Annotated in this window: 23 protein-coding genes; 12 read left to right on the forward strand and 11 right to left on the reverse strand. The window is 48.1% G+C overall.

The window, feature by feature from the left end:
* From ftsE to rpoH, 3 genes are all read left to right on the forward strand, one after another.
* Window positions 1–684, forward strand: a complete 684-nt coding sequence (ftsE, locus tag B2Q61_RS07005; protein WP_290611863.1) for a cell division ATP-binding protein FtsE — start codon at window positions 1–3, stop codon at window positions 682–684.
* Window positions 681–1,661 (forward strand): permease-like cell division protein FtsX, encoded by a 981-nt coding sequence (gene ftsX, locus B2Q61_RS07010; RefSeq protein ID WP_290619306.1) that lies wholly within the window; start codon window positions 681–683, stop codon window positions 1,659–1,661. Before ftsE ends, ftsX begins: the two co-directional genes overlap by 4 nt.
* Before the next feature lie 127 nt (window positions 1,662–1,788).
* Window positions 1,789–2,649, forward strand: a complete 861-nt coding sequence (gene rpoH, locus B2Q61_RS07015) for an RNA polymerase sigma factor RpoH (protein WP_290619304.1) — start codon at window positions 1,789–1,791, stop codon at window positions 2,647–2,649.
* A gap of 86 nt (window positions 2,650–2,735) precedes the next feature.
* On the opposite strand, the gene B2Q61_RS07020 is transcribed toward rpoH, so the two are convergent.
* The 3 genes from B2Q61_RS07020 to gpmM form a co-directional block, all read right to left on the reverse strand.
* Window positions 2,736–3,509, reverse strand: a complete 774-nt coding sequence (locus tag B2Q61_RS07020) for a divergent polysaccharide deacetylase family protein (RefSeq protein ID WP_290619302.1) — start codon at window positions 3,507–3,509, stop codon at window positions 2,736–2,738.
* Window positions 3,510–3,616: 107 nt separating this feature from the next.
* On the reverse strand, window positions 3,617–4,705 hold the full coding sequence (locus B2Q61_RS07025) for a murein hydrolase activator EnvC family protein (protein ID WP_290619300.1): 1,089 nt from the start codon (window positions 4,703–4,705) through the stop codon (window positions 3,617–3,619).
* An 86-nt stretch (window positions 4,706–4,791) separates the two neighbouring features.
* Complete coding sequence (gpmM, locus tag B2Q61_RS07030) at window positions 4,792–6,342, reverse strand: 2,3-bisphosphoglycerate-independent phosphoglycerate mutase (protein WP_290619298.1); 1,551 nt, start codon at window positions 6,340–6,342, stop codon at window positions 4,792–4,794.
* A 163-nt stretch (window positions 6,343–6,505) separates the two neighbouring features.
* Here gpmM and B2Q61_RS07035 point away from each other — a divergent pair, with 163 nt between their 5' ends.
* The 4 genes from B2Q61_RS07035 to gpsA are packed head-to-tail and all read left to right on the forward strand — an operon-like array spanning window position 6,506 to window position 8,726.
* Window positions 6,506–6,940, forward strand: coding sequence for a rhodanese-like domain-containing protein (locus B2Q61_RS07035; protein WP_290619296.1), 435 nt, complete (start codon window positions 6,506–6,508; stop codon window positions 6,938–6,940).
* 2 nt (window positions 6,941–6,942) lie between these two features.
* A complete protein-coding gene (gene grxC, locus B2Q61_RS07040; RefSeq protein WP_290619294.1) occupies window positions 6,943–7,200 on the forward strand; it encodes a glutaredoxin 3 in 258 nt (85 codons plus the stop codon).
* Window positions 7,201–7,219: 19 nt separating this feature from the next.
* Window positions 7,220–7,714: a protein-export chaperone SecB gene (gene secB, locus B2Q61_RS07045; RefSeq protein WP_290619292.1), complete on the forward strand. Its 495-nt coding sequence runs from the start codon at window positions 7,220–7,222 to the stop codon at window positions 7,712–7,714.
* A gap of 4 nt (window positions 7,715–7,718) precedes the next feature.
* The gene (gene gpsA / locus B2Q61_RS07050) at window positions 7,719–8,726 is read left to right on the forward strand and encodes an NAD(P)H-dependent glycerol-3-phosphate dehydrogenase (RefSeq protein WP_290619498.1); all 1,008 of its coding nucleotides are present in this window, start codon (window positions 7,719–7,721) and stop codon (window positions 8,724–8,726) included.
* Here the strand turns inward: gpsA and B2Q61_RS07055 are convergent.
* Window positions 8,719–10,584, reverse strand: coding sequence for a putative bifunctional diguanylate cyclase/phosphodiesterase (locus B2Q61_RS07055; protein ID WP_290619290.1), 1,866 nt, complete (start codon window positions 10,582–10,584; stop codon window positions 8,719–8,721). The genes gpsA and B2Q61_RS07055 overlap by 8 nt on opposite strands.
* 169 nt (window positions 10,585–10,753) lie before the next feature.
* On the opposite strand from B2Q61_RS07055, the gene B2Q61_RS07060 reads away from it, so the two are divergent.
* Window positions 10,754–11,218 (forward strand): tRNA (cytidine(34)-2'-O)-methyltransferase, encoded by a 465-nt coding sequence (locus tag B2Q61_RS07060; RefSeq protein WP_290619288.1) that lies wholly within the window; start codon window positions 10,754–10,756, stop codon window positions 11,216–11,218.
* A 25-nt stretch (window positions 11,219–11,243) separates the two neighbouring features.
* Here the strand turns inward: B2Q61_RS07060 and B2Q61_RS07065 are convergent, their stop codons facing one another.
* Genes B2Q61_RS07065 through B2Q61_RS07075 form a run of 3 tightly spaced genes read right to left on the reverse strand, consistent with a single transcriptional unit; the run spans window position 11,244 to window position 14,319 of the window.
* Window positions 11,244–12,290, reverse strand: coding sequence for an alpha/beta fold hydrolase (locus B2Q61_RS07065; protein ID WP_290619286.1), 1,047 nt, complete (start codon window positions 12,288–12,290; stop codon window positions 11,244–11,246).
* Window positions 12,242–13,621: an ATP-binding protein gene (locus B2Q61_RS07070; RefSeq protein ID WP_290619284.1), complete on the reverse strand. Its 1,380-nt coding sequence runs from the start codon at window positions 13,619–13,621 to the stop codon at window positions 12,242–12,244. The genes B2Q61_RS07065 and B2Q61_RS07070 overlap by 49 nt, the downstream gene beginning before the upstream one ends.
* 2 nt (window positions 13,622–13,623) lie before the next feature.
* The gene (locus B2Q61_RS07075; RefSeq protein WP_290619282.1) at window positions 13,624–14,319 is read right to left on the reverse strand and encodes a response regulator transcription factor; all 696 of its coding nucleotides are present in this window, start codon (window positions 14,317–14,319) and stop codon (window positions 13,624–13,626) included.
* Between the two features lie 134 nt (window positions 14,320–14,453).
* Between B2Q61_RS07075 and B2Q61_RS07080 the strand changes: the two genes are divergently transcribed.
* Entirely contained in the window at window positions 14,454–14,927 is a 474-nt protein-coding gene (locus tag B2Q61_RS07080; RefSeq protein ID WP_290619280.1) for a Spy/CpxP family protein refolding chaperone, read from the forward strand.
* 2 nt (window positions 14,928–14,929) lie between these two features.
* Here B2Q61_RS07080 and glnG read toward each other — a convergent pair whose 3' ends face one another.
* The 4 genes from glnG to glnA form a co-directional block, all read right to left on the reverse strand.
* The gene (gene glnG / locus B2Q61_RS07085; RefSeq protein WP_290619278.1) at window positions 14,930–16,339 is read right to left on the reverse strand and encodes a nitrogen regulation protein NR(I); all 1,410 of its coding nucleotides are present in this window, start codon (window positions 16,337–16,339) and stop codon (window positions 14,930–14,932) included.
* Window positions 16,340–16,343: 4 nt separating this feature from the next.
* Window positions 16,344–17,408, reverse strand: a complete 1,065-nt coding sequence (gene glnL / locus B2Q61_RS07090) for a nitrogen regulation protein NR(II) (protein ID WP_290619276.1) — start codon at window positions 17,406–17,408, stop codon at window positions 16,344–16,346.
* A gap of 81 nt (window positions 17,409–17,489) precedes the next feature.
* Window positions 17,490–18,005: a DUF4124 domain-containing protein gene (locus B2Q61_RS07095; protein WP_290619274.1), complete on the reverse strand. Its 516-nt coding sequence runs from the start codon at window positions 18,003–18,005 to the stop codon at window positions 17,490–17,492.
* Window positions 18,006–18,125: 120 nt separating this feature from the next.
* Window positions 18,126–19,535 (reverse strand): glutamate--ammonia ligase, encoded by a 1,410-nt coding sequence (gene glnA, locus B2Q61_RS07100; protein WP_290619272.1) that lies wholly within the window; start codon window positions 19,533–19,535, stop codon window positions 18,126–18,128.
* Window positions 19,536–19,882: 347 nt separating this feature from the next.
* Between glnA and typA the strand changes: the two genes are divergently transcribed.
* The 3 genes from typA (at window position 19,883) to dtd (ending at window position 23,156) form a co-directional block, all read left to right on the forward strand.
* Window positions 19,883–21,721 (forward strand): translational GTPase TypA, encoded by a 1,839-nt coding sequence (gene typA / locus B2Q61_RS07105; RefSeq protein WP_290611888.1) that lies wholly within the window; start codon window positions 19,883–19,885, stop codon window positions 21,719–21,721.
* A 134-nt stretch (window positions 21,722–21,855) separates the two neighbouring features.
* Window positions 21,856–22,722 carry a virulence factor BrkB family protein gene (locus B2Q61_RS07110; RefSeq protein WP_290619270.1) on the forward strand — a complete coding sequence of 289 codons (867 nt, stop codon included), beginning with the start codon at window positions 21,856–21,858 and terminating at the stop codon, window positions 22,720–22,722.
* Window positions 22,719–23,156, forward strand: coding sequence for a D-aminoacyl-tRNA deacylase (gene dtd, locus B2Q61_RS07115; protein ID WP_290619268.1), 438 nt, complete (start codon window positions 22,719–22,721; stop codon window positions 23,154–23,156). Before B2Q61_RS07110 ends, dtd begins: the two co-directional genes overlap by 4 nt.
* Window positions 23,157–23,161 lie beyond the last annotated feature (5 nt).

Consider the following 23,161-nt stretch of genomic DNA (forward strand, 5'->3'; position numbering starts at 1 on the left):
ATGTTGCAGTTTGATCAGGTCAGTAAAAGCTATCCGGGTGGTTTCGTGGCGCTGGACAGAATCAGCTTTCGGTTGGAAAAAGGTGAAATGGCTTTTTTGACCGGCCATTCTGGTGCGGGCAAAAGTACTTTGTTAAAGCTGATTAGCCTGATCGAGCGACCTAGTGCCGGCAGGGTGTTAATTAACGATATTGAGTTAAGCCGGATTAAACGCAGCCAGATCCCATATGTAAGACGTGACGTCGGGATTATTTTTCAGAACCACCGACTGTTAATGAATCATACTGTTTTTGATAATGTCGCTTTACCTCTGGTGATAGAGGGATTCACCGGCAAGGAGATGGTAAAACGGGTTCATGCGGCACTGGATAAAGTGGGATTACTGGATAAAGTGCGCTGCTTACCCGCAACCTTATCAGGTGGTGAGCAACAACGGGTTGGCATTGCCAGGGCGGTGGTGAATAAGCCGCCATTACTTCTGGCAGATGAGCCAACCGGTAACCTTGATCCGGATTTATCAAAAGACACCATGCGGGTATTTGAGGCGTTTAATCAGGTGGGCGTCTCGGTGTTAGTGGCTACGCATGACCTGGGGTTGGTAGCGCGGATGAAATATCGGACTCTGACGTTAAAACAAGGTCGAATGATCAACGATGGCTTGTTGCAATATCAGGAGCCAGTATGAGTATCCTGTTTACCGGACGGGCAACCGGGGCGGCAGCAAAGAAAATCGGGTTACTGCGTCGTTTTATCATGTTCTGGCTTAATCATGCGCGTCAGGCAGTAGCGAGTCTGGGTGAATTATGGCGAACACCGTCTGCGTCCATTTTAACCATTGCTGTGCTGGGCGTTAGCTTAACGCTGCCTGCTACCTTGCACCTGCTGGTGAAGAATATGCAGCAAATTAGCAGCAGTTTCACGCAGGCAGCAGAAATAAGCCTGTATATTCGTGAACAAACGCCCGCTAATCAGGTGCAAAGTCTGGTTACTATATTACAAGCTGATCGTGATGTGGCGCAGGTGATTTTCGTTAGCAAACAACAAGCGATGGCTGAATTCCAGCAGATATCTGGTTTTGGCGCCGCACTGAATTATCTGGATAGCAATCCTTTGCCTGATCTTATCCGGGTATTACCTAAGAACACCGCCCCTCAGGCAGCAGAAACACTGCTCAAACGATTGAGTGCTGAACGGGTGGTTGAATTTGCTAAGCTGGATATCGACTGGCTTACCCGGTTAAATGCGATTGTCAGCATGTTGCAACAAGCAGTAGCCATTATTGCTTTGCTGTTGTTAAGCGCTGTGCTGCTGATTGTCGGTAATACTATCCGCTTGTCTATCATGAATAAAAAAGACGAAATTGAGGTGATGAAGCTGGTTGGAGCAACTGATGCCTTTATTCAGCGACCTTTTCTGTACACGGGGGTCTGGTTTGGTATTTTTGGTGGCTTGCTTGCATTTCTGGTAGTAGAACTGATGTTGTGGTGGCTCCAGAGTGCAATCAGCAATGTGACCGCGCTGTACCAAAGTGATTTTAGCCTGAAAGCGATGAGTTTCGTTGAGTTTCTTACTTTACTGCTGATTGCAGTATTGCTGGGATTGGCGGGGTCTTATCTATCAGTGCGCCGGCATATCAGTGCCATTGAACCTACCGGTCCTTAATAACAATTAATTATTAAAGTATAATTTTTAGAATAACCAGATCTCAAAAACCTGCAAACGACAATTAGCACTCTTGAGCAAAGAGTGCTAATATCGTTGTATTCGATTGAAACAGGATTGGCAAAACATGACAACTAAAGCAGATAAAGCAGAATTTATGCCGCTTACCGTCGCAGCCAGTGGCAGTCTCGAGGCATATACTCACGCTGTTAGCACTATACCGATGTTAACTGCAGAGCAGGAACGCAATTTAGCTGAGCGTCTGCAGCAAGATGGTGATTTGACGGCCGCCCGCCAATTGATTATGTCGCACCTGCGGTTTGTAGTACATATTGCCCGTAGCTATTCAGGTTATGGCTTACCTATTAGTGATTTGGTGCAAGAAGGGAATATAGGCCTGATGAAGGCAGTTAAGCGCTTTGATCCGACAGTAGGGGTGCGTCTGGTCTCTTTTGCGGTACACTGGATTAAAGCAGAAATACACGAGTATGTGCTGAAAAACTGGCGCATCGTTAAAATTGCTACGACTAAAGCGCAACGGAAATTGTTTTTCAATTTGCGCAAAGCAAAAAAACATTTGGGCTGGTTTAATCAGGATGAAGTGAAACACGTTGCGGAGTCACTCGGTGTGGCAGAACACGAAGTTCGGGAAATGGAATCCCGGATGAGTAACTACGATATGCCGTACGATGCGCCGGATGAAGACGATGATTCTGCCTTTACTGCACCGGTGTACTATTTACAGGATAAAGCGTCTGATTTAGCCATTCAGGTTGAAGACGAGCAATGGGACACTGCAGCAGCGGACAGGTTGCAGGCGGCGATGAGGACGTTAGACGACCGCAGTCAGGATATTGTGCGGGCTCGCTGGCTGGATAATAACAAACTCACCTTGCAAGAGCTGGCTGAGCGTTATCAGGTGTCGGCTGAGCGGGTACGCCAGCTTGAGAAAAATGCGATGAAGAAGTTGCACTCTGCGCTGAGTTGAGACGTAAGACGTTAGCCTGGTAATGCTAACGGTACTGAAATAAAAAACCTGCCGCGGCAGGTTTTTTATTTGGATACTTTAAGACATTATTGTGGTGCAGAAATAGCAGGTGCGGTGAAACCAGCAGCCACGACATCATGCTCCAGCGGTAACAGTGCCGATATTCTAACCAGCTCAATGCCATGTTTATTAAGCAATGGCAGGTTTTTCTTCAAAAATTCATAAGTTTGTGGGTAGGGGTGGCCAATGGCGATGGCGACCTTATGGCGATGTGCTATCTGCAACAATTGCTGGAACTGGCGTTGTAACGCTGCCTCGGACAGATCATTATCCAGAAAAACATGACGGCTTAAACTGGCAACGCCATACTGGCGGGCATACAAGCGCGCTTTACTCTGTGGCGTGGTAAGACTGTCCACAAAAAACAGCTGGCGTTGTCGCAGGTATTCCATGGTCCAGGCCATTGGTTGATCCAGTTCGGTATACAAACTGCCCATATGATTATTTACGCCAATGGCATAGGGGATATCTGCCAATGCCTGTTGCAAAGCGTCACGCACTTGCTGACGGTTCATATCGTGGGTGAGTGCCCCAGGACCCAGTCTTTTGCTGTTATTGGCTTCCATCGGCATATGCAGCATCACATCTTTTTGCTGAGCAAAAGCAAGTTGTGCTGATTTAGGACCATAAGGCGTGTGAGGTAATACCGATAATGTCAGGGAGTAGGGTAAAGATACCATCTTTAAGTCGGCTTTCTGATAGCCGATGTCGTCAATGATAATGGCAATTCGCGGCTTTTCTGCCATTACTTCTGCACTGAACAGTGCAGTCAGTGCCAGCCCAAATAATGTTATACGCACGCGGTTATTATTCCTGTTTGCCTATTCTGCCGCCGAAAAATAGTGGTCAGATCATCCTGCTTTTGCCCCATATATTGGCGTATGCTTACACTGGCGGCAAGACTTTTTTAACCCTTGTTTTTGCTTAGCCATGACAAGGGGTTAACTGCATCGCCTTTCTCTCTTATCTCAAAATAGAGGCCTGCAGTAGCCTGGCCACCGCTCATACCCACCAACGCAATTGCTTCGCCGGCGATAATTTGTTCGCCAGGCTGCTTCAAAATATTCTGGTTATGGCCATAAAGGCTCATAAAACCTGCGCCATGATCCAGAACAATAACCCAGCCATAGCCTTTTAACCAGTCAGCGTAAATGACTCTGCCATCCGCTATTGCCTGGACGGTCTTACCTTCCTGGCCCTGAATTAAAATACCGCGGGAGCGCATACCACCTTGTCGGTTCTCACCAAATCCTTGTAATAAATCACCGTTAAGTGGCCAGCGCAACTTGCCTTTATTAGCCGTTAATCCCAGTAGCTCCAGACTTCGCTCTGCCAAAGCCCGAAGCTGGTCAATGGTGTTCTGTAAGCTGGTCTCGTTCTGACGCAGGTAGCTTAGCTGGCTTCCTTGCTCTTTTAGTAACTGCTGCAGTTGGTTGACCGCTTGTTGCTGTCCGGCTTTGACGGCAACTAACTGTTGTTGTTGCTGCTGCTGTTCGTTCCGGACAATGACTAACTGCTGTTGCTGTTCAGCCAGTTGCGTTTTTACCAGTTCCAGTTCCTGCACGGTTTTATTTATTTTTGCCAGCTGCTCTACTCTGGCTCTGTTGAAGTACTGATAATAAGTCAGAGCCCGCTCTAGTTTGCCTGCATCCTGCTGATTTAAAAGCATTCGGGTGTAGTCATGCTGACCTAAGCTGTATGCGCTCTTTAATTGTGCCGCCAGTTGCTTTTGTTGCTGTTGCAGTTCAATTTGAAGTTGCTGTTGCTGGGTGTTGAGCTCGCTACCCCGTTGTTCAAGGCGGCCCAGTTGTCGCTCGGTTTGCTGCAGTTGGTCTGATGCTTTAGCCAGTGCCCGATCGGACTGTTGTAGTTGTTGCTCCGCTTTAGTAAGTTGTTTTTGCTGTTGTTTTAGCTGGCGCTCGGTGGCCTTTATCTGTTGTTGAACCTGTTCAAGCTCTTGCTGCTGTTCAGCTTGCTGACGGCCTGTTGCCGGCATAGTGCATACTAAACAGCACAACAGCAGCAGCCGAAGTGGCTGCTGGCTTGCGGGGGAAGAAAAATGTAAATTCATCAGATGCCAGATTAGCGTTGCTTGAGTTTCAATAATACTTTACCGGTCATCTCTGCAGGTTGTGGCAGTCCCAGCAGTTGCAGCATAGTGGGGGCAATATCACTTAAGATACCCCCCTCGACCGTTGTAGCAGGGCGGCCTACATAAATCAGAGGAACGGGGCCACTGGTATGAGCCGTATGCGCCTGGCCTGAATCAGGGTCTTGCATCATTTCAGCATTGCCGTGGTCTGCGGTAATTAAGCATTCACCGCCCACCTGCTGCAGCGCCTCCACCACCCGGCCAATACAATGGTCTACCGCTTCAACTGCTTTAATGGCGGCGGCCATCACTCCGGTATGCCCAACCATATCCCCATTGGGGTAATTACAGATAATGACATCAAATTTGCCACTATGAATGGCGCCAACCAGTTTATCAGTAAGTTCAGCTGAGTTCATTTCAGGTTGCAGATCGTAGGTCGCGACCGAAGGTGACGGTATCAATATCCTGCTTTCACCAGTAAACTCCTGCTCGCGACCGCCACTGAAAAAAAATGTCACGTGCGCATATTTTTCAGTTTCAGAAATCCGTAGTTGAGTTTTATTATGTTTAGCCAGCCACTCTCCTAGTACGTTGTTCAATGGTTCTGGCGGATATGCGCAAGGAGCGTTAATGTCAGCAGCATATTCGGTAAGCATGACAAAACTACTGAGATCAGGCTGCTGTTCCCGCTGAAAACCATCGAAGTCGGGATCGGTAAAGGCACGGCTGAATTGCCGGGCCCTGTCCGCACGGAAATTCATAAATATTAAGGCGTCACCGTCAGCCATGTGCACTGGCTGGTTATTACTTGTCAGTATGGCACTGGCCTGAACAAACTCATCGTTCTCCTCCCGCTGATACGCGTCTTCTAGCGCGTTGACCGCACTAGTAGCTGTATATTTAGCCTTACCCTGAGTCAGTAAGTCATAGGCTTGTTGCACTCTGTCCCAGCGTTTATCCCGGTCCATTGCATAATAACGGCCGATGACAGAGGCAATCTGGCCACTGCCTGTGCTGGCAAAGTGTTGCTCAATTTTTTCTAATGAGGCTTTAGCACTGCGTGGCGGCGTATCACGACCGTCTAAAAAAGCATGCAGATATATTGGGCCTGCACCTTGCTGTTCAGCGAGTTTAATCATTGCCAATATATGGTCTTGATGGCTGTGTACGCCGCCTTCTGACAGTAATCCCATGATGTGAAGCGCTTTATTGTTGGATTTTGCCGAATTAACTGCATCAACTAATACCGGATTCTGGAAAAAATCGCCATCCGAAATCGCTTTGGTGATCCTGGTAAAATCCTGATACACCACCCGGCCTGAACCAAGATTAACATGGCCCACCTCTGAGTTGCCCATCTGGCCTTCAGGCAGGCCAACATCAATACCTGAACCGGAGATCAGGCTATGGGGATAGTCTTGCCACAACTTATCCATCACCGGCGTGTTGGCTTGAGCTATTGCATTATTATCTGTTTGTTCGCGGTGTCCCCAACCATCAAGAATTAATAATACCAGGGGTGTGTTGGGGTGATTCATACTGACTCCGGTTTGGTTTTAGCTGAACATTTAAGCAAGGCTAGTATCTTACCGCTTTTTCTAACTTTCTCCAGTCCGGATTGACCGTTTAAGGGCTGCTTTCTTAGAACAAAATCGTTATACTCGGGCCACTTTAATTGGTTCAGAGTAAGATTATAACGCTATGGCGCAGTTTATTGAGTTTGTAACGAATCACCCTTTGCTGAGTTTAGCCTGGGTTGTTATTTTTCTGATAATCGTCGGCGGCTGGATAAAAGCACGATTTTCCGCAATCCGGCAGGTGTCACCTACTGAACTAACAATGCTGGTTAATCGCCAGGATGGGATAGTGGTGGATATTCGCGGCGAGGATGAATTTAAAAAAGGTCATATCACCGGTGCCCGGAATATAACAGCCAGTCAAATAAGTGAGCAAAAACTTCCCGGGCTTGAAAAACAAAAAGATGCTCCCATTATTGTGGTATGTCAGGCAGGAATGACTGCACCAAAAAGTGCTGCGGCGCTGTCAAAACAAGGTTTTACTAACGTCTCTGTATTGCAGGGCGGAATGGGAGCCTGGAGCAGCGCCAGTCTGCCGGTTGTTAAATTGAAGAGGTAAACATGGCAGAAGTGATTATTTACACCAAGGCATATTGCCCTTACTGTGTTCGCGCCAAGTCTTTACTTGATGAAAAACAAGTTGCTTATCACGAAGTAAAAATAGATGAGCAGCCCGAGCGTCGCGTCGAAATGATTGAAAAGGCCGGCGGCCGCTCAACTGTGCCACAAATTTTTATCGGTACAACTCACATTGGTGGATGCGATGAAATGTTCGCGCTGCATGCAGCCGGCAAGCTCGAACCACTGTTAAACGCATAACTTAAACTAGGAATTATTCATGGCCGAACAACAGGCAAATGGTGTTGCAAACGAGCAGCAGGCACAGGGTTTACAATTTGCTATTCAGCGGATCTTTGTGAAAGATATTTCATTTGAAGCGCCTAACGCACCGGCGATTTTCCGCAAAGAATGGAAACCAGAAGTTAAGCTTGATTTAGATACCCGTAGCGAGAAAGTAGAAGATGGTGTTTATCAGGTCATTTTGTCCCTGACCGTAACCACCATGGTGGGTGAAGAAACGGCTTTTCTGTGTGAAGTGCAACAAGCGGGTATTTTTTCTATCGGTGAGTTAGAAGAAGCTCAGCTGGCACATATGTTAGCAGCATTTTGCCCCAATATTTTATTTCCTTATGCCCGTGAAGCCGTATCAAGTCTGGTTAATCGCGGTACCTTCCCGCAGTTGAACCTGGCACCGGTGAATTTTGACGCGTTGTTTGCTCAATACCTGCAAAAGCGTCAAGCCGATGGCCAGGACGTTAAAGCTGACGCTTAATTCGATGGACAGTGCAGCTATTGCGGTGGTAGGGGCGGGCTCTTATGGCACCGCCCTCGCAATTTGTCTGGCCCGTAACGGTAATGCTATTACGTTATGGGGGCGCAACCATAATGATATCGAGCAGATGCAACTGCAACGCTGCAACCAGAAATATCTGCCGGGTATTGCGTTACCTGACAGTCTGACGGTCAGTGCCGATTTACAGGCAGTGGTGCAAAGTAGCCGCGATATCCTTGTTGTGGTACCCAGCCATGCGTTTGCTGATACCTTAAAACAGATAAAGCCTTTAATTCCAGCGAATGCCAGAGTGGCCTGGGCCACGAAGGGTCTGGAACCCGAGACAGGGCGTCTATTACAAGATGTAGCACGAGAAATTCTTGGCGAGCAGATTGCCCTAGCCGTGTTGTCAGGACCTACCTTTGCAAAAGAAATGGCCGCTGGCATGCCAACGGCGATTACCTTGTCTTCTGTAGATCAGGATTTTATCAGCCGGTTGTCGGACTTATTGCACTGTGCTAAAAGTTTCCGGGTTTACACTAACCCTGATTTTATCGGCGTCCAACTTGGTGGTGCGGTTAAAAACGTTATTGCTATTGGTGCTGGTATGGCAGACGGAATTGGGTTTGGCGCCAATGCCAGGACAGCGCTTATTACTCGTGGATTGGCAGAAATGAGCCGGTTAGGATGTGCGCTGGGTGCAAAGAAAGATACCTTTATGGGAATGGCAGGGCTTGGTGACTTAGTGCTTACCTGCACTGACAATCAATCGCGAAACCGCCGCTTTGGTTTGTTGTTAGGCCAGGGGGAAACGGTAGAGGATGCGATGGCAGCAATAGGTCAGGTAGTGGAAGGCTATCGTAACGCTAAAGAGGTCTTTAATCTGGCACAGAGAGTCGGTATTGAAATGCCTATTTCGGAGCAGATTTATCAGGTGTTATACCAGAATAAAGACGTTAAGCTGGCGGCAGTAGATTTGCTGGGCCGGGAAAAGCGTGACGAAGTTAGCTAGCGGCTTTTTTTATTAGTTTACTTTCTTTTGCCAGCAATGCCGGTATTTCACTGGCCGGCACTGCTTTACTAAACAAATTCCCTTGTAATTTATCACAGCCCATCACGTGCAACAGATAGGCCTGCATTTCATTGTCGATGCCACTTGCGGTCACTTCTAGCTGCAGATAGCCAGCCAACCGGATTAAACTGGCGGTAATATTCCGTTGTTGTTCTTTCTGTTCCATCTGATGGATCAGGCTGCGGGCAATTTTAACACCTTGCAGCGGCAACTGACGCAAAGAAGTCAGCGAAGAAATACCATCCCCAAAGTTATCCAGCACGATATGAAAGCCTGTATCACTCAATACCTTCAGTCGCTGCTGCAGGTTTGCCACCTGTTGTTGAAATATCCGTTCGTCGAGCTCCAACGTGAAATGGCTGGCCTGTAGCTTACTTTCCAACAAAGCTTCACTGAGAAATTCAACAAAGTTAACCTGTTCAAAGTGTTGTACGGAAATATTCAGTGCGATTCGGCCACGAAGCTGATTTGTTTGCAGCCAGTGTTTTACTTGCTGGCAACATTGGCGAAAAACCAACCGGTCTAACGCGACAATCATACCACTCTGTTCCGCCAGGGCCAGAAAGCTTTGCGGTTGCATGATCCCTCTTTTGGGATTATGCCAGCGAAGCAGTGCCTCATAACCAACCACCCGATTACTGCTGATACTTAGCTGAGGCTGGAAATACACGGTAAAGTCATCCTGATTCAGGCTTTTACTAAGTTCAGTTTGCAGCGTCAGGTATTCGGCAGCATGCTGCTGTAAGCGATTGTCGGCAAAATAAAACTGGCTGGTGCCACTTTTAGCAGCAATATGCACTGCGCGTTCTGCGCTGTGCATAAGTGCGCTTGCATCAGCGCCATCCTCTGGGAACCGACTGATACCAATACTGGCATATACCTGATGCTGATTCCGGGTAAAATTAAATTGGTTGATTTGGATCAGTATCTGGTAAGCCAGTTGGTTAAGTGGGAGTTCAACCGGCAAAGCGCACAGGTGCGGCGCAGCTAAAATGGCAAAGCTATCACTACTATAACGGCCCAGGGTAAACTGGGGGGCAATTGCCTGGCGCAAACCCTTCGCCGCTTCAGCTATCAAGCTGGCATTGCTTTGTCCGCTACCGGTAGGCTCAGAACCGAGTAACTGATTAAACTTTATTAGTAGTATTGCCGTTGTGGGGTGCTGGTTAGTGCAGCAGGCGATATTGGTGGCGAGCTGCTCTTCCAGCATAATCCGGTTAGGCAGACCGGTTAGGGGATCCCGGGTCAGATTGTTAAGCTGTTGCTGATCTGCTCTTTTTCGTTCCGTGATGTCTTGAGCCACGAGCAGATAGCGGGCCGCTGGCCACGCTGTATTGTTGCTTTGAGCAATGGTCAGGCTTACCGCAAGTAAATCGTTTCGTAACTGCCACCATACTTCTCCCTGCCAGCTGCGGTGTTGCTGCAATACCTGCTGAATATCCTGCCACGCTTTCTTTTTGGCGACCGGATCAAAATACATGCTGTTACAGAGGTTTTGTCGTTCAGAGATATTTTCCAGCGCACTACTGGCGGCAAGTAACTGGCAGTCTTGATCTAGTACGGCTACAAAAGCACGGGTATCGTTTAGCAATTGGCGTATCACTTTTTGTTGCGCGTTTTGCCGTGATCGCAAATGCTGAACCCGCCATAAACCTGCAGCACCAGCAATAATAATGCCGCTAATAAAACTTAACAACAGAAGAGGAATAGGGGTAGCTGAAAGTCCGTCAGCAATATTTGCCCGGACCGAGAAAGCCGGCAACAGGGCAAAAAAACACAGCCAACCAGACAGTGGCATAGCAAATACGTCCTTGTAATCTCTAGAATACAACCTAAATATAGCTGGCATACGTGCTTTTAAGCAAATTATATGATGATATTTTCGCCAGCCTCAACTAATTAACGCCTTTTAATAAAGCAGCACAGCGTGTAAATTAGGCCCATTTGTTAAAGTGGTGCCGGAGATTATGTTTCATATTGCATTGTTTGAACCTAAAATTGCACCTAATACAGGAAATATTATCCGTTTAGCAGCCAATACGGGGTGTCGGTTGCACATTATCGAACCAATGGGGTTTGATTTCGAGGAGAAAAAGCTGCGACGGGCCGGGCTCGATTATCATGATCTTGCCAATGTTTCGCGTTACGCTGATTATCAGGCGTTTGCGATAGCAATGACAGATAAGCGGATCCTGGCACTGACGACTAAGGGCAGCCAGCCATATCACAAGCAACGCTTTCTACCCGATGATGTGTTACTTTTTGGCTCAGAAACCGCAGGATTATCAGACGCTGTGCGCGACACTATCCCCGCTGAGCAAAGGATCCGCGTGCCAATGCACGCTGGGGCACGTAGTCTCAATTTGGCAAACACCGTGGCGATTGTTTGCTATGAAGCCTGGCGGCAACATGATTTTGCCGGAGGTGTTTAGCGTTCAACGGTTTGGTCAAAACTCGCTACAGCAAGCCCCCGAGAAACTGGTTAACGGCAGCAACGGCTTGCTGACGAATTGTGTCCTGCTCCATCCAGATCTCATGATGAGCGCCCGTTAATATTATTTTCTGCTTGTAAAGAGGGGCAGGTAAACGATCAAACCAGTTATTTTGCGCTTGATTACTGACAATCTGATCTTCAGCTGCCTGAAGCAGTAATACCGGCAACATAAATTCCTGCGCCTTAGCTTGTATGCTGGCCATTGCCCTGATTGCCTGAGTAAGCCAGGTCCAGCTAACACCACCCAACTGGCTATCGGGATCCTGTTGGTATAATTGGAGCAGCCATTGATATCTGGTGTTGCTGTGAGTTAACAGATTTTCCGCAAACGGCTTTGCCAGATAGGAAGTTTGTCCCGGGAAATAGCGCTCATCTTGCCGTTTCAACTTTGCTCTTAGCCAGCCAATAACTGCAACGAGCCGTGTTGCCAGGGGCGATGGGATATGTCCGGCATGCAAACCAAACATAGGTGAGCCAAAAATTGTCGCGAGGAACGGATGTGGATATTGTTGTAAATAGCAGCATGCAATTGCGGCGCCCATTGAATGAGCCAGCAGCACATGATGGCGATGCCCAGTCGGTTGAACGATGTCAGTGACAAACTGGTTAAAGTCACTGACATAGTCCTGAAAATCGGCGACGTATCCAAGATGAGGGTCGGGCTGCAGCCGGGCCGATCGTCCCTGGCCACGATGATCAAGAATAAATACGCTATATCCTGCAGCAATAAATTCGTGCATTAATTCAATATACTTTACGGCCATTTCAACGCGGCCGGTGCTGAAAACTACGGCCTGCGACCGATTATCTGCCAGATAATAACTATAACTCAGACGGGTCTGGTCGCTGCTTATCAAATCGGCATGAACAAACCGCTGCCATAAAGGCTGTAGCTCGGATTGCCAGTATTGGCTTAATGTTTTTTCTGCCATGCTGGCTTTTATTGGCGGGATCATATTAGTTAATTGTGCTCTGTAGTTGCCGGCAGCGGCAATTGTACCTGCAAACATAAACCCGGACTGCGGTTAAAGGCATTTACGGTACCGTTATGCTGATGAATAATTTTGGCAACAATCGCCAGTCCCAACCCTGTGCCACCTGTTTGCAGGGTGCGGCTGTTGCTCACCCGGTAAAATGGTTGAAATATAGCGGCCAGTTCAGATTCAGGCAGGCCCGGACCTTCGTCGCAAATCTGCAAGATAATTTGCTGTGACTGCGGCTGCAGGTGAATTCCAAGGTGAATAACGCTATGCCGCGGACCGTATTTAATCGCGTTACGTAATACATTCTCCAATGCCCGGCTTAGCAACCGGCCATCGGCATTCAGCCATACGTGGTCAGGCGCATTTAGCTGTAACTGTTGCAGTTTGCTATCCGCCTCCACCTGGTTTAGCTCAATTAGTTCGGTCAACATTGCTGTTAAGTCACAAGAACCGATATCCAGCTGGTATTGGCCGGCATCAAGTCTGCTAAACGTCAGCAGCTCATCCAGCATGGCATCAATCCGTTCCAGTTCCTGTTTTAATCTTGGCAGCTGATGCAGGTTCTGCTGCTGCTCAGCCAGCCCAAGTGCGAGTTGAGCCCGGGTCAGGGGAGAACGTAATTCATGTGATATGTCACGTAATAAACGTTGCTGGTTTTGCAGCAAATCACTTATCCGCTCGGCCATTGTATTAAAGCTGCGGCCAAGTTGCCCCAGTTCATCACGTCGTTTTGCCAGCTGGCTGACCCGGCTTTGTAGTTTTCCGGAAGCAAAAGCCAAGTTTTGCTGAAGCAACTCCCTAAGTGGTCTGGAGATAGACACCGCCAGAATAAAGCTGGCGGTGGCAGATACGGCCAGCAGCAATAATACCAGCAGCGGCTCAGATAACGCCCGCAAGCTCCACCATGGTTGAGGCGGCCGCTGTCTTTGCTGATATAGAGCAAGTTGCTGGCCTGCAATTTCGATAACAAAAGGACCAGCGATATAAACATTTTGATGACGTAATAAACGAGGCCGGTTTAGTTGAGACAGTTCCGTTAACCAATGGGGATCAAGACGAGCCGGCAATGCCTCCGGATTAAGCAATTGTTGATTAGCGCTATTAACCACCAACCAACGGCTGCGTCTGTCCTGAGCCAGCTGATGCATCAGGCTGGCCCGGTCGATACTTCGGGCAAGCGGTGCCAGCTGGTGTTGCAGTTGCCGGTTGAGTGATGAGGGTAAGCGCCGAATGTCGGTAGGGTCACTCAGGCTGCGGGAAATGAGCAGGGTTAACACTACGGTTAGTAACAGCACCAACCAAAACCAGACAAAAATACGACCGGCCAGAGAGTTAATCGGGTTTAGCCAGCGCAGCATGCTCAGACGTGCCCGCGTAGGAACAAATAACCACTGCCGCGCAGGGTTTGAATTTTCTCATCATTGGCAAACTGGCTGAGTTTTTTTCGGATATTACTAATATGCATGTCCAGGCTACGATCGTAAAGTTGCAGACGTCGTCCTAATACCTGTTGGCTCAGGGTTTCTTTATTAACCAGCTGACCGGCTTGACGCATCAGCATTTCCAGCAACTGAAATTCGGTGGCTGTCAGATTGACGCTGTGCTCCTGGCAGAACACCTGACGATTTTGCGGATTAAGTGTCACCTGATTAATGTTAAGCAACGGGTTTATCGGATTACTGTCATGGTGGGCAAGTTCTACTCTGCGTAAGATGGCTTTTACTCTGGCTTGCAGTTCCCGCGGATTGAAAGGCTTAGCCAGGTAGTCATCTGCGCCCAATTCCAGGCCAATGATCCGGTCAATGTCTTCGCCGCGGGCAGTTAGCATCAGTACCGGGCAATAGTTATCGCTGCGCAGTGCCTTTAACAAGCTCAGACCATCCAGAGAGGGGAGCATCACGTCCAGTAATATCAGTTGATAATTGCCAGATTGTGCTTTCTTCAGACCACTGACACCATCGTGCACCATATCAAGCTGATACCCATCCAGCGCCAGATAATCGGCAACCAGCTGACACAACTCAATATCATCATCAATCATTAAGATAGCGGCCATATCCTTTCCTTTTTGTTCAGTGTATTCCGTACGGCTTCTACTGCCAGCGTCTTTACCGAACCTTTACCTGGGCTTTGCATTACTTTGCGTTTAAGCCGCTATGCTGTCAGGGTCATAAACACGGAGTATCAATAATGAAAGCAACCACGTTAATCGTTATAGCAACCAGTCTGTTACTGGCAACCAGCCCTGTTACTGCAGGGCATCATAGCAAGCCTGAGCAGGCAGACAAGTCTTACAAGTCAGCACGCACTGGTTTTTCTTACCAGAAAATGCTGGCCAGTATTGAGCTTACCCCTGAGCAACAGCAACAACTGAAGCAGTTGATGAAAGAACATCGTACCGATAAACCGAAAAGACAGCGCGAAAACAGCGAACGTGACGAAATGCGTCAGCTACTACAAGCCGATTATTTTGATGAAGTGGCGGTGACTGCGTTACTGCAACAACACCAACAGCAGCGTCTCGCGACCAGGGTAGCGCAGTTAAAATTGCGCCATCAAATCCAGCAATTACTTACACCGGAACAACGGCAGCAACTGGCCGAGAAGCAGCAACAACGCAAGCAAAACTGGCAGCAGAACCGGAAGATGCAGCAAGGACATTGAGGCTATTCAATGTCCAGCTCTTTAAGCTTGCGCGTTAAGGTATTGCGACCCCAGCCCAGGCAGCGGGCCGCTTCCTGCTTGTGACCCCGGGTAAAAGATAATGCCTGCTCCAGGACTATCCGTTCAAATGCCGGACTGGCTTCGGCCAGAATATTTTGCTCGCCGGCAGCTAGCTTATCTTCTACCCAGCTGGCCAGTTGGCTTTGCCAGTCACCTGTCGGTTGCTCCGTCAGTTTCTGGCTGGATTTCGCCGGCTGGGTCAGTTCTGGCGGTAAATCTGCCACTACAATATGCTTGCCGCTGGCCATTACTGTCAGCCAGCGGCAGCTGTTCTCCAGCTGACGCACATTGCCAGGCCAGTCGAGCTTACTTAGAAATTCCTCTGCTTCTTTTGTCAGTGTTTTTGCCTCAACATTCAGCTCTTTAGCAGCTTGCTGTAAAAAGTGCTGAGCTAGCTTGGCGATGTCTTGCTTGCGATCTTTCAGCGGTGGCAAATGGACTCTAATCACGTTAAGCCGATGAAATAGATCTTCCCGGAACTTACCCTCCTGGGCCAGTTGCTCAAGGTTCTGATGGGTTGCCGCGATAATACGGACATCAACACTTACTGCCTGATGACCCCCTACCCGGTAAAACTGACCATCGGCCAGTACCCGCAGCAGCCGGGTTTGCACATCCAGCGGCATATCACCAATTTCATCCAGAAATAAGGTACCGCCGTCGGCTTGCTCAAAGCGGCCTTTGCGCAAGTTATTGGCTCCGGTAAATGCTCCCTTTTCATGGCCAAACAGTTCAGATTCAATTAAGTCTTTTGGTATGGCGGCCATATTTAAGGCGATAAAAGGCTGTTCAGCCCGTGGGCTGTGTTTATGCAATGCCCGGGCAACCAGTTCTTTACCCGTACCCGACTGACCATTAATTAACACACTGATGCTGGATCGTGCCAACCGACCGATGGCCCGGAACACCTCCTGCATAGCGGGTGCTTCGCCAATAATTTCTGGCGTAATGCTGACTGCCATGGGTTTTTGTTTTGCCAGCCTGCTATGACTGTGCTGCAGCGCTCTGCTAATCAATGCCACTGCATCGTTAACATCAAAGGGTTTCGGTAAATACTCAAAAGCGCCACGCTTAAAGGCGTTCACGGCGCTATCCAGATCAGAATGGGCTGTCATAATGATAACCGGCAATTCAGGAGCAAGATCCTGCAGTCTGGCGAGCAGTGCCATACCATCGGTACCGGGCATTCTGATATCGGATACCACCACGGCGGGTTGATCATATTCCAGACGCTGCAACATCAGGTCGGCTGATGCAAAGCTTTCACACTGTATGTCTGCACGAGCCAGTGCCTTTTCTAACACCCAACGTATTGAGTTGTCGTCGTCAATAATCCAGACGGTATCACTCATCGCGTTATTCCTCCGTGTCTGATATAGGCAAATATAAGGTGAATTCAGTTTGGCCAGGCCAGCTATCACAGTCGATCCAGCCGCCATGCTGATGGATAAGGGTTTGGGCAATAGATAAGCCTAATCCGGTGCCACCGGCTTTGCCGCTTACCATCGGATAAAACAAGGTATCTTTAATTTCAGCGGGTATGCCGGGGCCGTTGTCGATTACTTTGATAAACGCGACCAGCTTATAGCGCTTTCCATTTAACGTGTGCTGATGCAAAATCCGGCTCTGCAGACAAATGGCGCCATTGGCAGATAACACTTGTTGCGCATTGCGAACGATGTTCAGTAATGCTTGTTCTATCAATTCAGGGTCAAAACAAAAGTCCGGAATACTGGGATCATAGTCGCGGCTAAAACGCACTTTGTCCGGATTATCCATTTGGGCAAGTTGTAATACCTGCTCTATTACCTGATGCAGATTGGCAATCAGCTTTTGCGGTGGACGATATGGGCCAAGCAAGCGGTCAACCAGGTTTCGTAGCCGATCGGCCTGAGCAATAATGAGCTGGGTATACTCTTTTTGTTCTTCATCAAGCGATTCTTCCAGCAATTGCGCCGCACCGCGCAGCCCGCCTAACGGATTTTTAATCTCATGGGCCAAGCCTCGTATTAATTCCCGCGCGGCCAGATGCTGATGCTGCTGCAGACTCTCCATACTGATTTTCCGCTGTTGATCAACCTGACGCAGTTCAAGTAACAGGTGGTTGGCCGGTTGCTCACTGACGGTAAGCGAAATATCAAGCAGCAGATGGCGGCCATCAAGCAGTACTGCTTGCACGTCGCTGACGCTAAAACCTTGTTTACTATTAAGAGCAGCCGTCAAATGGCCTGCCCTGATATCCAAATGCTGAAATAAACCTGGAAAATATTGGGCCGTAAGGCGTTTCTCACCCAAACCCATGACAGCACAGCATGCAGTATTAAAATAACGTAGCATCAAATCATGGTCGAGCAACACTATCGCTGTAGTGAGTTGTTCGGCCAGGGCCATAAAATCAGATTTTTCACTGTGGGTTGTCACACTGCCACCTCTGTTGCACCAATTTAGTGCAGGTGATTGGCAGTGTAATCGGTTTTTAGCCGAAATACAGCCTTGGCTGCCCTAATTGGGGTTAATTACCGACGCTCTGTGTAGATAGAAGGTTGTGACAGGACTTGTTGCAATAAGCTTGCCGCTTTGATCAAATAGTTCCATTTGTAGTTTGTGTTCACCGCGGTCAATATCACGCAGGATAAAGGTGGCTTTATTCTGTGGCTCGCTCAGCGGGGTGCCATCGACAACCAGCCGGACTTGCAGTCCACGTTGAAACATCGGGGTGATCCGGCCAGATACATAAACTGAACCGGTATTATCGCGTACCGTGCCATTATTTTCCGGTTGAGTAATTTCAATCTTAAAGGGTTCCACTTCAATCGGTTTTCGGGCAGGCAGGCTAGGGTCAACCGACTCCATAATATTGGGACGACTGGTTAAGTTAACTTCTTGTGCGCCAGGCTGTGGGCTATCAGAAAATATTAAAACGCCATTTGCATCTTTGGTGACAAAAATACGCTTTTCCTGCGCCTGTAATGGCAGCATGATTGTCAGTAAAGTTAATAACAACAGTAACTTATTCATGTGCTTGTCAAATCCATTGATATTGCATTCTAATTATTATTGCTACACTTTAGCGCGCTTTAAAAAAGAATTCTACAAAAAAAGGCCCACCAAGGTGGGCCTTTTTCAGGGAAGCGTAAATTAAACGCTGTAATACAGTTCAAACTCCAATGGATGCACAGCTACTGCTACCCGACGTGATTCTGCACGTTTTATGGCAATATAGGCATCAATCATCGCATCGGACATTACGCCGCCTTTAGTAAAGATAGCGCGGTTTTTGTCCAGCTCGTCCATCGCCTCATCCAGCGTGGTACACACCTGTGGAATATTGGCGGCTTCTTCAGCAGGTAAGTCATATAAATCTTTATCCATGGCATCGCCAGGATGGATCTTATTCTGAATACCATCTAAGCCCGCCATTAACTGGGCAGTGAATGCCAGGTATGGATTCGCAGCCGGGTCTGGAAAACGGCATTCAATCCGGCGCGCTTTGGCACTTGGCACTAATGGAATACGTATTGACGCTGAGCGGTTTCGGGCTGAGTATGCCAGCATTACCGGTGCTTCAAAGTGGGGAACTAAGCGCTTGTACGAGTTAGTAGAAGGATTGGTAAAGGCATTAATTGCTTTAGCATGCTTAATAATGCCGCCAATATAGTACAACGCCAGTTCTGATAAACCAGCATATTTATCACCGGCAAACAAATTCACACCATCTTTAGCCAGTGACTGGTGACAATGCATACCTGAACCATTGTCGCCAACCAGTGGTTTTGGCATAAAGGTTGCGGTTTTGCCGTACAGATGTGCCACGTTATGAATAACGTACTTCAGCTGTTGCACTTCGTCAGCTTTTTTAGTCAGGGTGTTAAAGCGGGTGGCAATTTCATTCTGGCCGGCGGTGGCGACTTCGTGGTGGTGGGCTTCAACAACTTGTCCCATTTCTTCCAGTACCATACACATAGCACTGCGGATGTCATGACCTGAGTCTACCGGCGGTAAAGGGAAGTAACCGCCTTTTACACCTGGCCGGTGGCCTTTATTGCCATCTTCATAAGCGGTGCCGGAGTTCCAGGCGGCTTCAGTAGAGTTAATTTTAAAGAATGAGCTGGCCATAGTGGTTTCAAAGCGAATATCGTCGAACATAAAAAATTCTGGTTCAGGACCAAACAGCACCGTATCAGCGATACCGGTTGATTTTAAATATTCTTCAGCACGCTTGGCGATAGAGCGTGGGTCACGGTCATAGCCCTGCATGGTACTGGGTTCAATAACATCGCAGGTTACGTTTAACGTTGTTTCTTCAAAAAACGGATCAAGTACTGCAGTGTTTGGATCTGGCATCAGAATCATGTCTGAATCATTGATGCCTTTCCAGCCGGTAATGGAAGAACCGTCAAACATTTTGCCGTCTTCAAACATGTCTTCAGTGACCTGACTTACCGGAATACTGACATGCTGCTCTTTACCCTTAGTATCGGTAAAACGCAGATCTAAGAATTTAACGTCGTTTTCTTTAATTAGTTTTAATACTTCCGATGCAGACATGCATTCCTCCAATTGAACCGATTTGTACACTTAAATAGTGATTGCCCTATTAAATGCCAGATATATGCCAATATATAACCATGTTGATTTTATTGAGTATTTGGCGCCAGCCGCGTGCCAAAATACTTTGGGTGCACCATTGTGGTGCTGCTTCGCCCGCTATTGGTGCGTTGCCGTAACAGCAAAGTGTAGCTGAGATTTTGGCTCTGTTTAAAAAAAAACCGTCAATGAGCACAACGCCTTTTTCTTTCTGTGAAAAAAAAGAGTAGAATATGCGCCCTTTACTTTTGAAAAGCGTTTGCCTGGTGGTCATTATGGTCATCTAGTGCCACAGAGGATATTGATTCATGAGCGTTACCGCGTCAACTTTAGATAAACTGCGTAATATTGCCATCATCGCGCACGTCGACCACGGCAAAACCACCCTGGTAGACAAACTGCTGCAACAATCAGGCACCTTTGATGCCCGTGCTAAGTTGCAGGAGCGGATGATGGACTCCAATGCTCAGGAGTCTGAGCGCGGTATAACCATCCTGGCGAAAAATACCTCGGTACGCTGGAACGGCTACCACATCAATATTCTTGATACCCCGGGTCACGCCGATTTTGGTGGTGAAGTAGAGCGGGTATTGTCAATGGCAGACTCTGTTTTACTATTGGTAGATGCGGTTGACGGCCCAATGCCGCAAACCCGCTTCGTTACCCAGAAAGCGTTCTCTCACGGTTTGAAACCAATCGTAGTGGTGAACAAAATTGACCGCCCGGGCGCCCGCCCTGATTGGGTTATCGACCAGGTATTTGACTTGTTCGACAACTTAGGTGCCACTGACGAGCAGTTAGACTTCCCCATTGTTTACGCTTCAGCGTTAAATGGCTGGGCAACCTTAGACTATAACGAACCTAAAACAGATATTACTGATTTGTTCGAGGCTATTGTTAAGCACGTGGCGCCGCCAGCTGTAGAATTAAATGGCGAAACCCAGTTACAGGTATCCCAGCTGGATTACTCCAGCTACCTGGGCATTATTGGTATTGGCCGGATCAAGCGTGGCACCCTTAAAGCGAACCAGCAGGTGACTATTGTTGGCGCCGATGGCAGCAAGCGTAACGGTAAAGTTGGCCAGGTGTTTGGTTATTTAGGTCTGGAGCGGGTAGAGACGCCAGAAGCCCAAGCCGGTGACATTGTCGCGTTCACTGGCCTTGGTGAGCTGAAAATATCTGACACCATTTGTAGCACAACTAAAGTGCAGGCATTGCCTGCGCTGCAGGTGGATGAGCCTACTGTTACCATGACATTCCAGGTAAACACTTCTCCGTTCGCCGGTAAAGAAGGTAAGTTCGTTACCTCACGTCAGATTTTAGAACGCTTAACCCATGAGCTTAAACACAACGTGGCGCTGCGGGTTGAAGAGACCGAAGACGGTGACAAGTTTAAAGTGTCGGGTCGTGGTGAGTTACACTTAGGCGTATTAATTGAGAACATGCGGCGCGAAGGTTTCGAATTAGCGGTTTCACGCCCTGAAGTTATTATGAAAATAGTAGACGGCGCTAAAATGGAACCGATGGAAAACGTCACCATCGACTGCGAAGAGCAGAACCAGGGCGCCATCATGGAGCGGATGGGGGAGCGTAAAGCTGACTTAACCAACATGCAGCCAGACGGTAAAGGCCGGATCCGGATGGATTTCAACATGCCAAGCCGTGGTTTAATTGGTTTCCGTACCGAGTTTATGACCATCACCTCAGGCACCGGCCTGATGTACCATACCTTTGACCACTATGGCCCGCATAAAGGCGGTAACATTGGTCAGCGTATGAATGGCGTGATGATCTCTAATGCCGTCGGTAAAGCCGCTGGTTACGCAATTTTCTCCTTGCAGGAACGCGGTAAAATGTTTATCGGTCACGCAGAAGAAGTGTACGAAGGTCAGGTTATCGGTATTCACAGCCGTAGCAATGACTTAACAGTTAACTGCTTAAAAGGTAAGCAGTTAACTAACGTACGTGCCTCAGGTACTGACGAAGCGATTAACCTGGTTCCACCAGTGCGTTACACCCTGGAGCAGGCACTGGAGTTTATTGACGACGACGAACTGGTAGAAGTAACACCTAAATCTATCCGGATCCGTAAGCGTCATTTAACTGAAAACGATCGCAAGCGCGCCAGCCGCGGCCCTGCTGCGTAAGTGCTCTGTGCGTAATAATAAAGCCAGCATAATGCTGGCTTTATTATTTCTGATAGCGCTGACCAAAGGTCTGTACTGGTCTGCCCTTGATTTTTCGCGTATTCTTTCGTTTATCAGGGTGTTAAGGAGCTGCTATGGATAAACCACAATTGCTGCGGTATTTGCGTCAGGCTAAGGATTTCGTTGCAGCTTACTTCCAGCGCTGCCAGCAGGACCAAATTACGATTGTTGGTGGTTATCTGGCGTATATTTCATTGTTATCGCTGGTCCCGCTTATTACAGTAATGTTTTCAATGCTGGGAATGTTTCCCATGTTTTCTGAAATGCGCAGCCGCCTGGAGGAACTTATTTTTGCTAATGTTATTCCTACCCGTGGTGAAGAAATTCAAAGCTACGTTAATGAGTTTATCAGTAATACTGGCGGTATGACGGCCGTTGGTATTCTGGCGCTGATTGTCGTGGCGCTGCTACTTATTTATAATATCGACAAAACGTTAAATAAAATCTGGCGGGTAAAACAGCGGCCAAGGCCCATTATTTCGTTCTCTATTTACTGGATGATCTTAACCCTGGGTCCGGTACTTATCGGTACTTCTATTGCTGTCACGTCATATCTGGCTACGTTTAGCCGCTACGCAGACGATTATACTCCTGGTATTTCCAGTTTTATTTTGTGGCTTATTCCGTACGCAATGTCGCTTTTAGCTTTTTTTATCCTGTATCTGGTGGTGCCTAATATTAAAGTACAGGTTCGCCATGCCCTCTGGGGCGCCTTGTTAGCGACGGTGTTATTTGAATTTTTTAAACGAGGTTTTGCGTTATATGTCAGTGAGTTTCCGGCTTATCAGGCAATTTATGGGGCGTTAGCACTCGTGCCCATTCTGTTTATCTGGGTATATTTGTCCTGGCTGGTGGTGCTGCTTGGAGCTGAGCTTACCGCTTTACTTCAGCAACGTGCTGAGCTGGAGGAAGCAGAAGCAAGCGGAGCGTCGCAGGCATGAAAGCGCTTATTCAGCGGGTGAGCCAGGCATCAGTCTCGGTAGCGGGTGAGCAAATCAGCGCTATCGGGCCGGGTATGTTATTACTGTTGGCCGTTGAGGCTACTGATAATGAGATGTCACTGAAAAAGCTGGTACATAAAGTGGCGCATTACCGGCTGTTTAGTGACAGCAACGGTAAAATGAATTTAAATGTGCAGCAAGCCGGTGGTGCGGTATTAGTGGTATCGCAGTTTACCCTTGCAGCAGATACCCAAAGCGGTTTGCGGCCCAGTTTTACCCCCGCAGCGGCGCCTGCTATTGCTGAACAGTTTTACCTACAATTTATTCAACAATTAGCCGAACATGAAATAGCCGTACAAACGGGCCGTTTTGCCGCGGATATGCAGGTTAGCCTGATAAATGATGGCCCGGTTACGTTTATGTTAAGCAGTTAACGACA

Source organism: Arsukibacterium sp. UBA5043 (genome assembly GCA_002415085.1).
Taxonomy (GTDB): domain Bacteria; phylum Pseudomonadota; class Gammaproteobacteria; order Enterobacterales; family Alteromonadaceae; genus Alishewanella.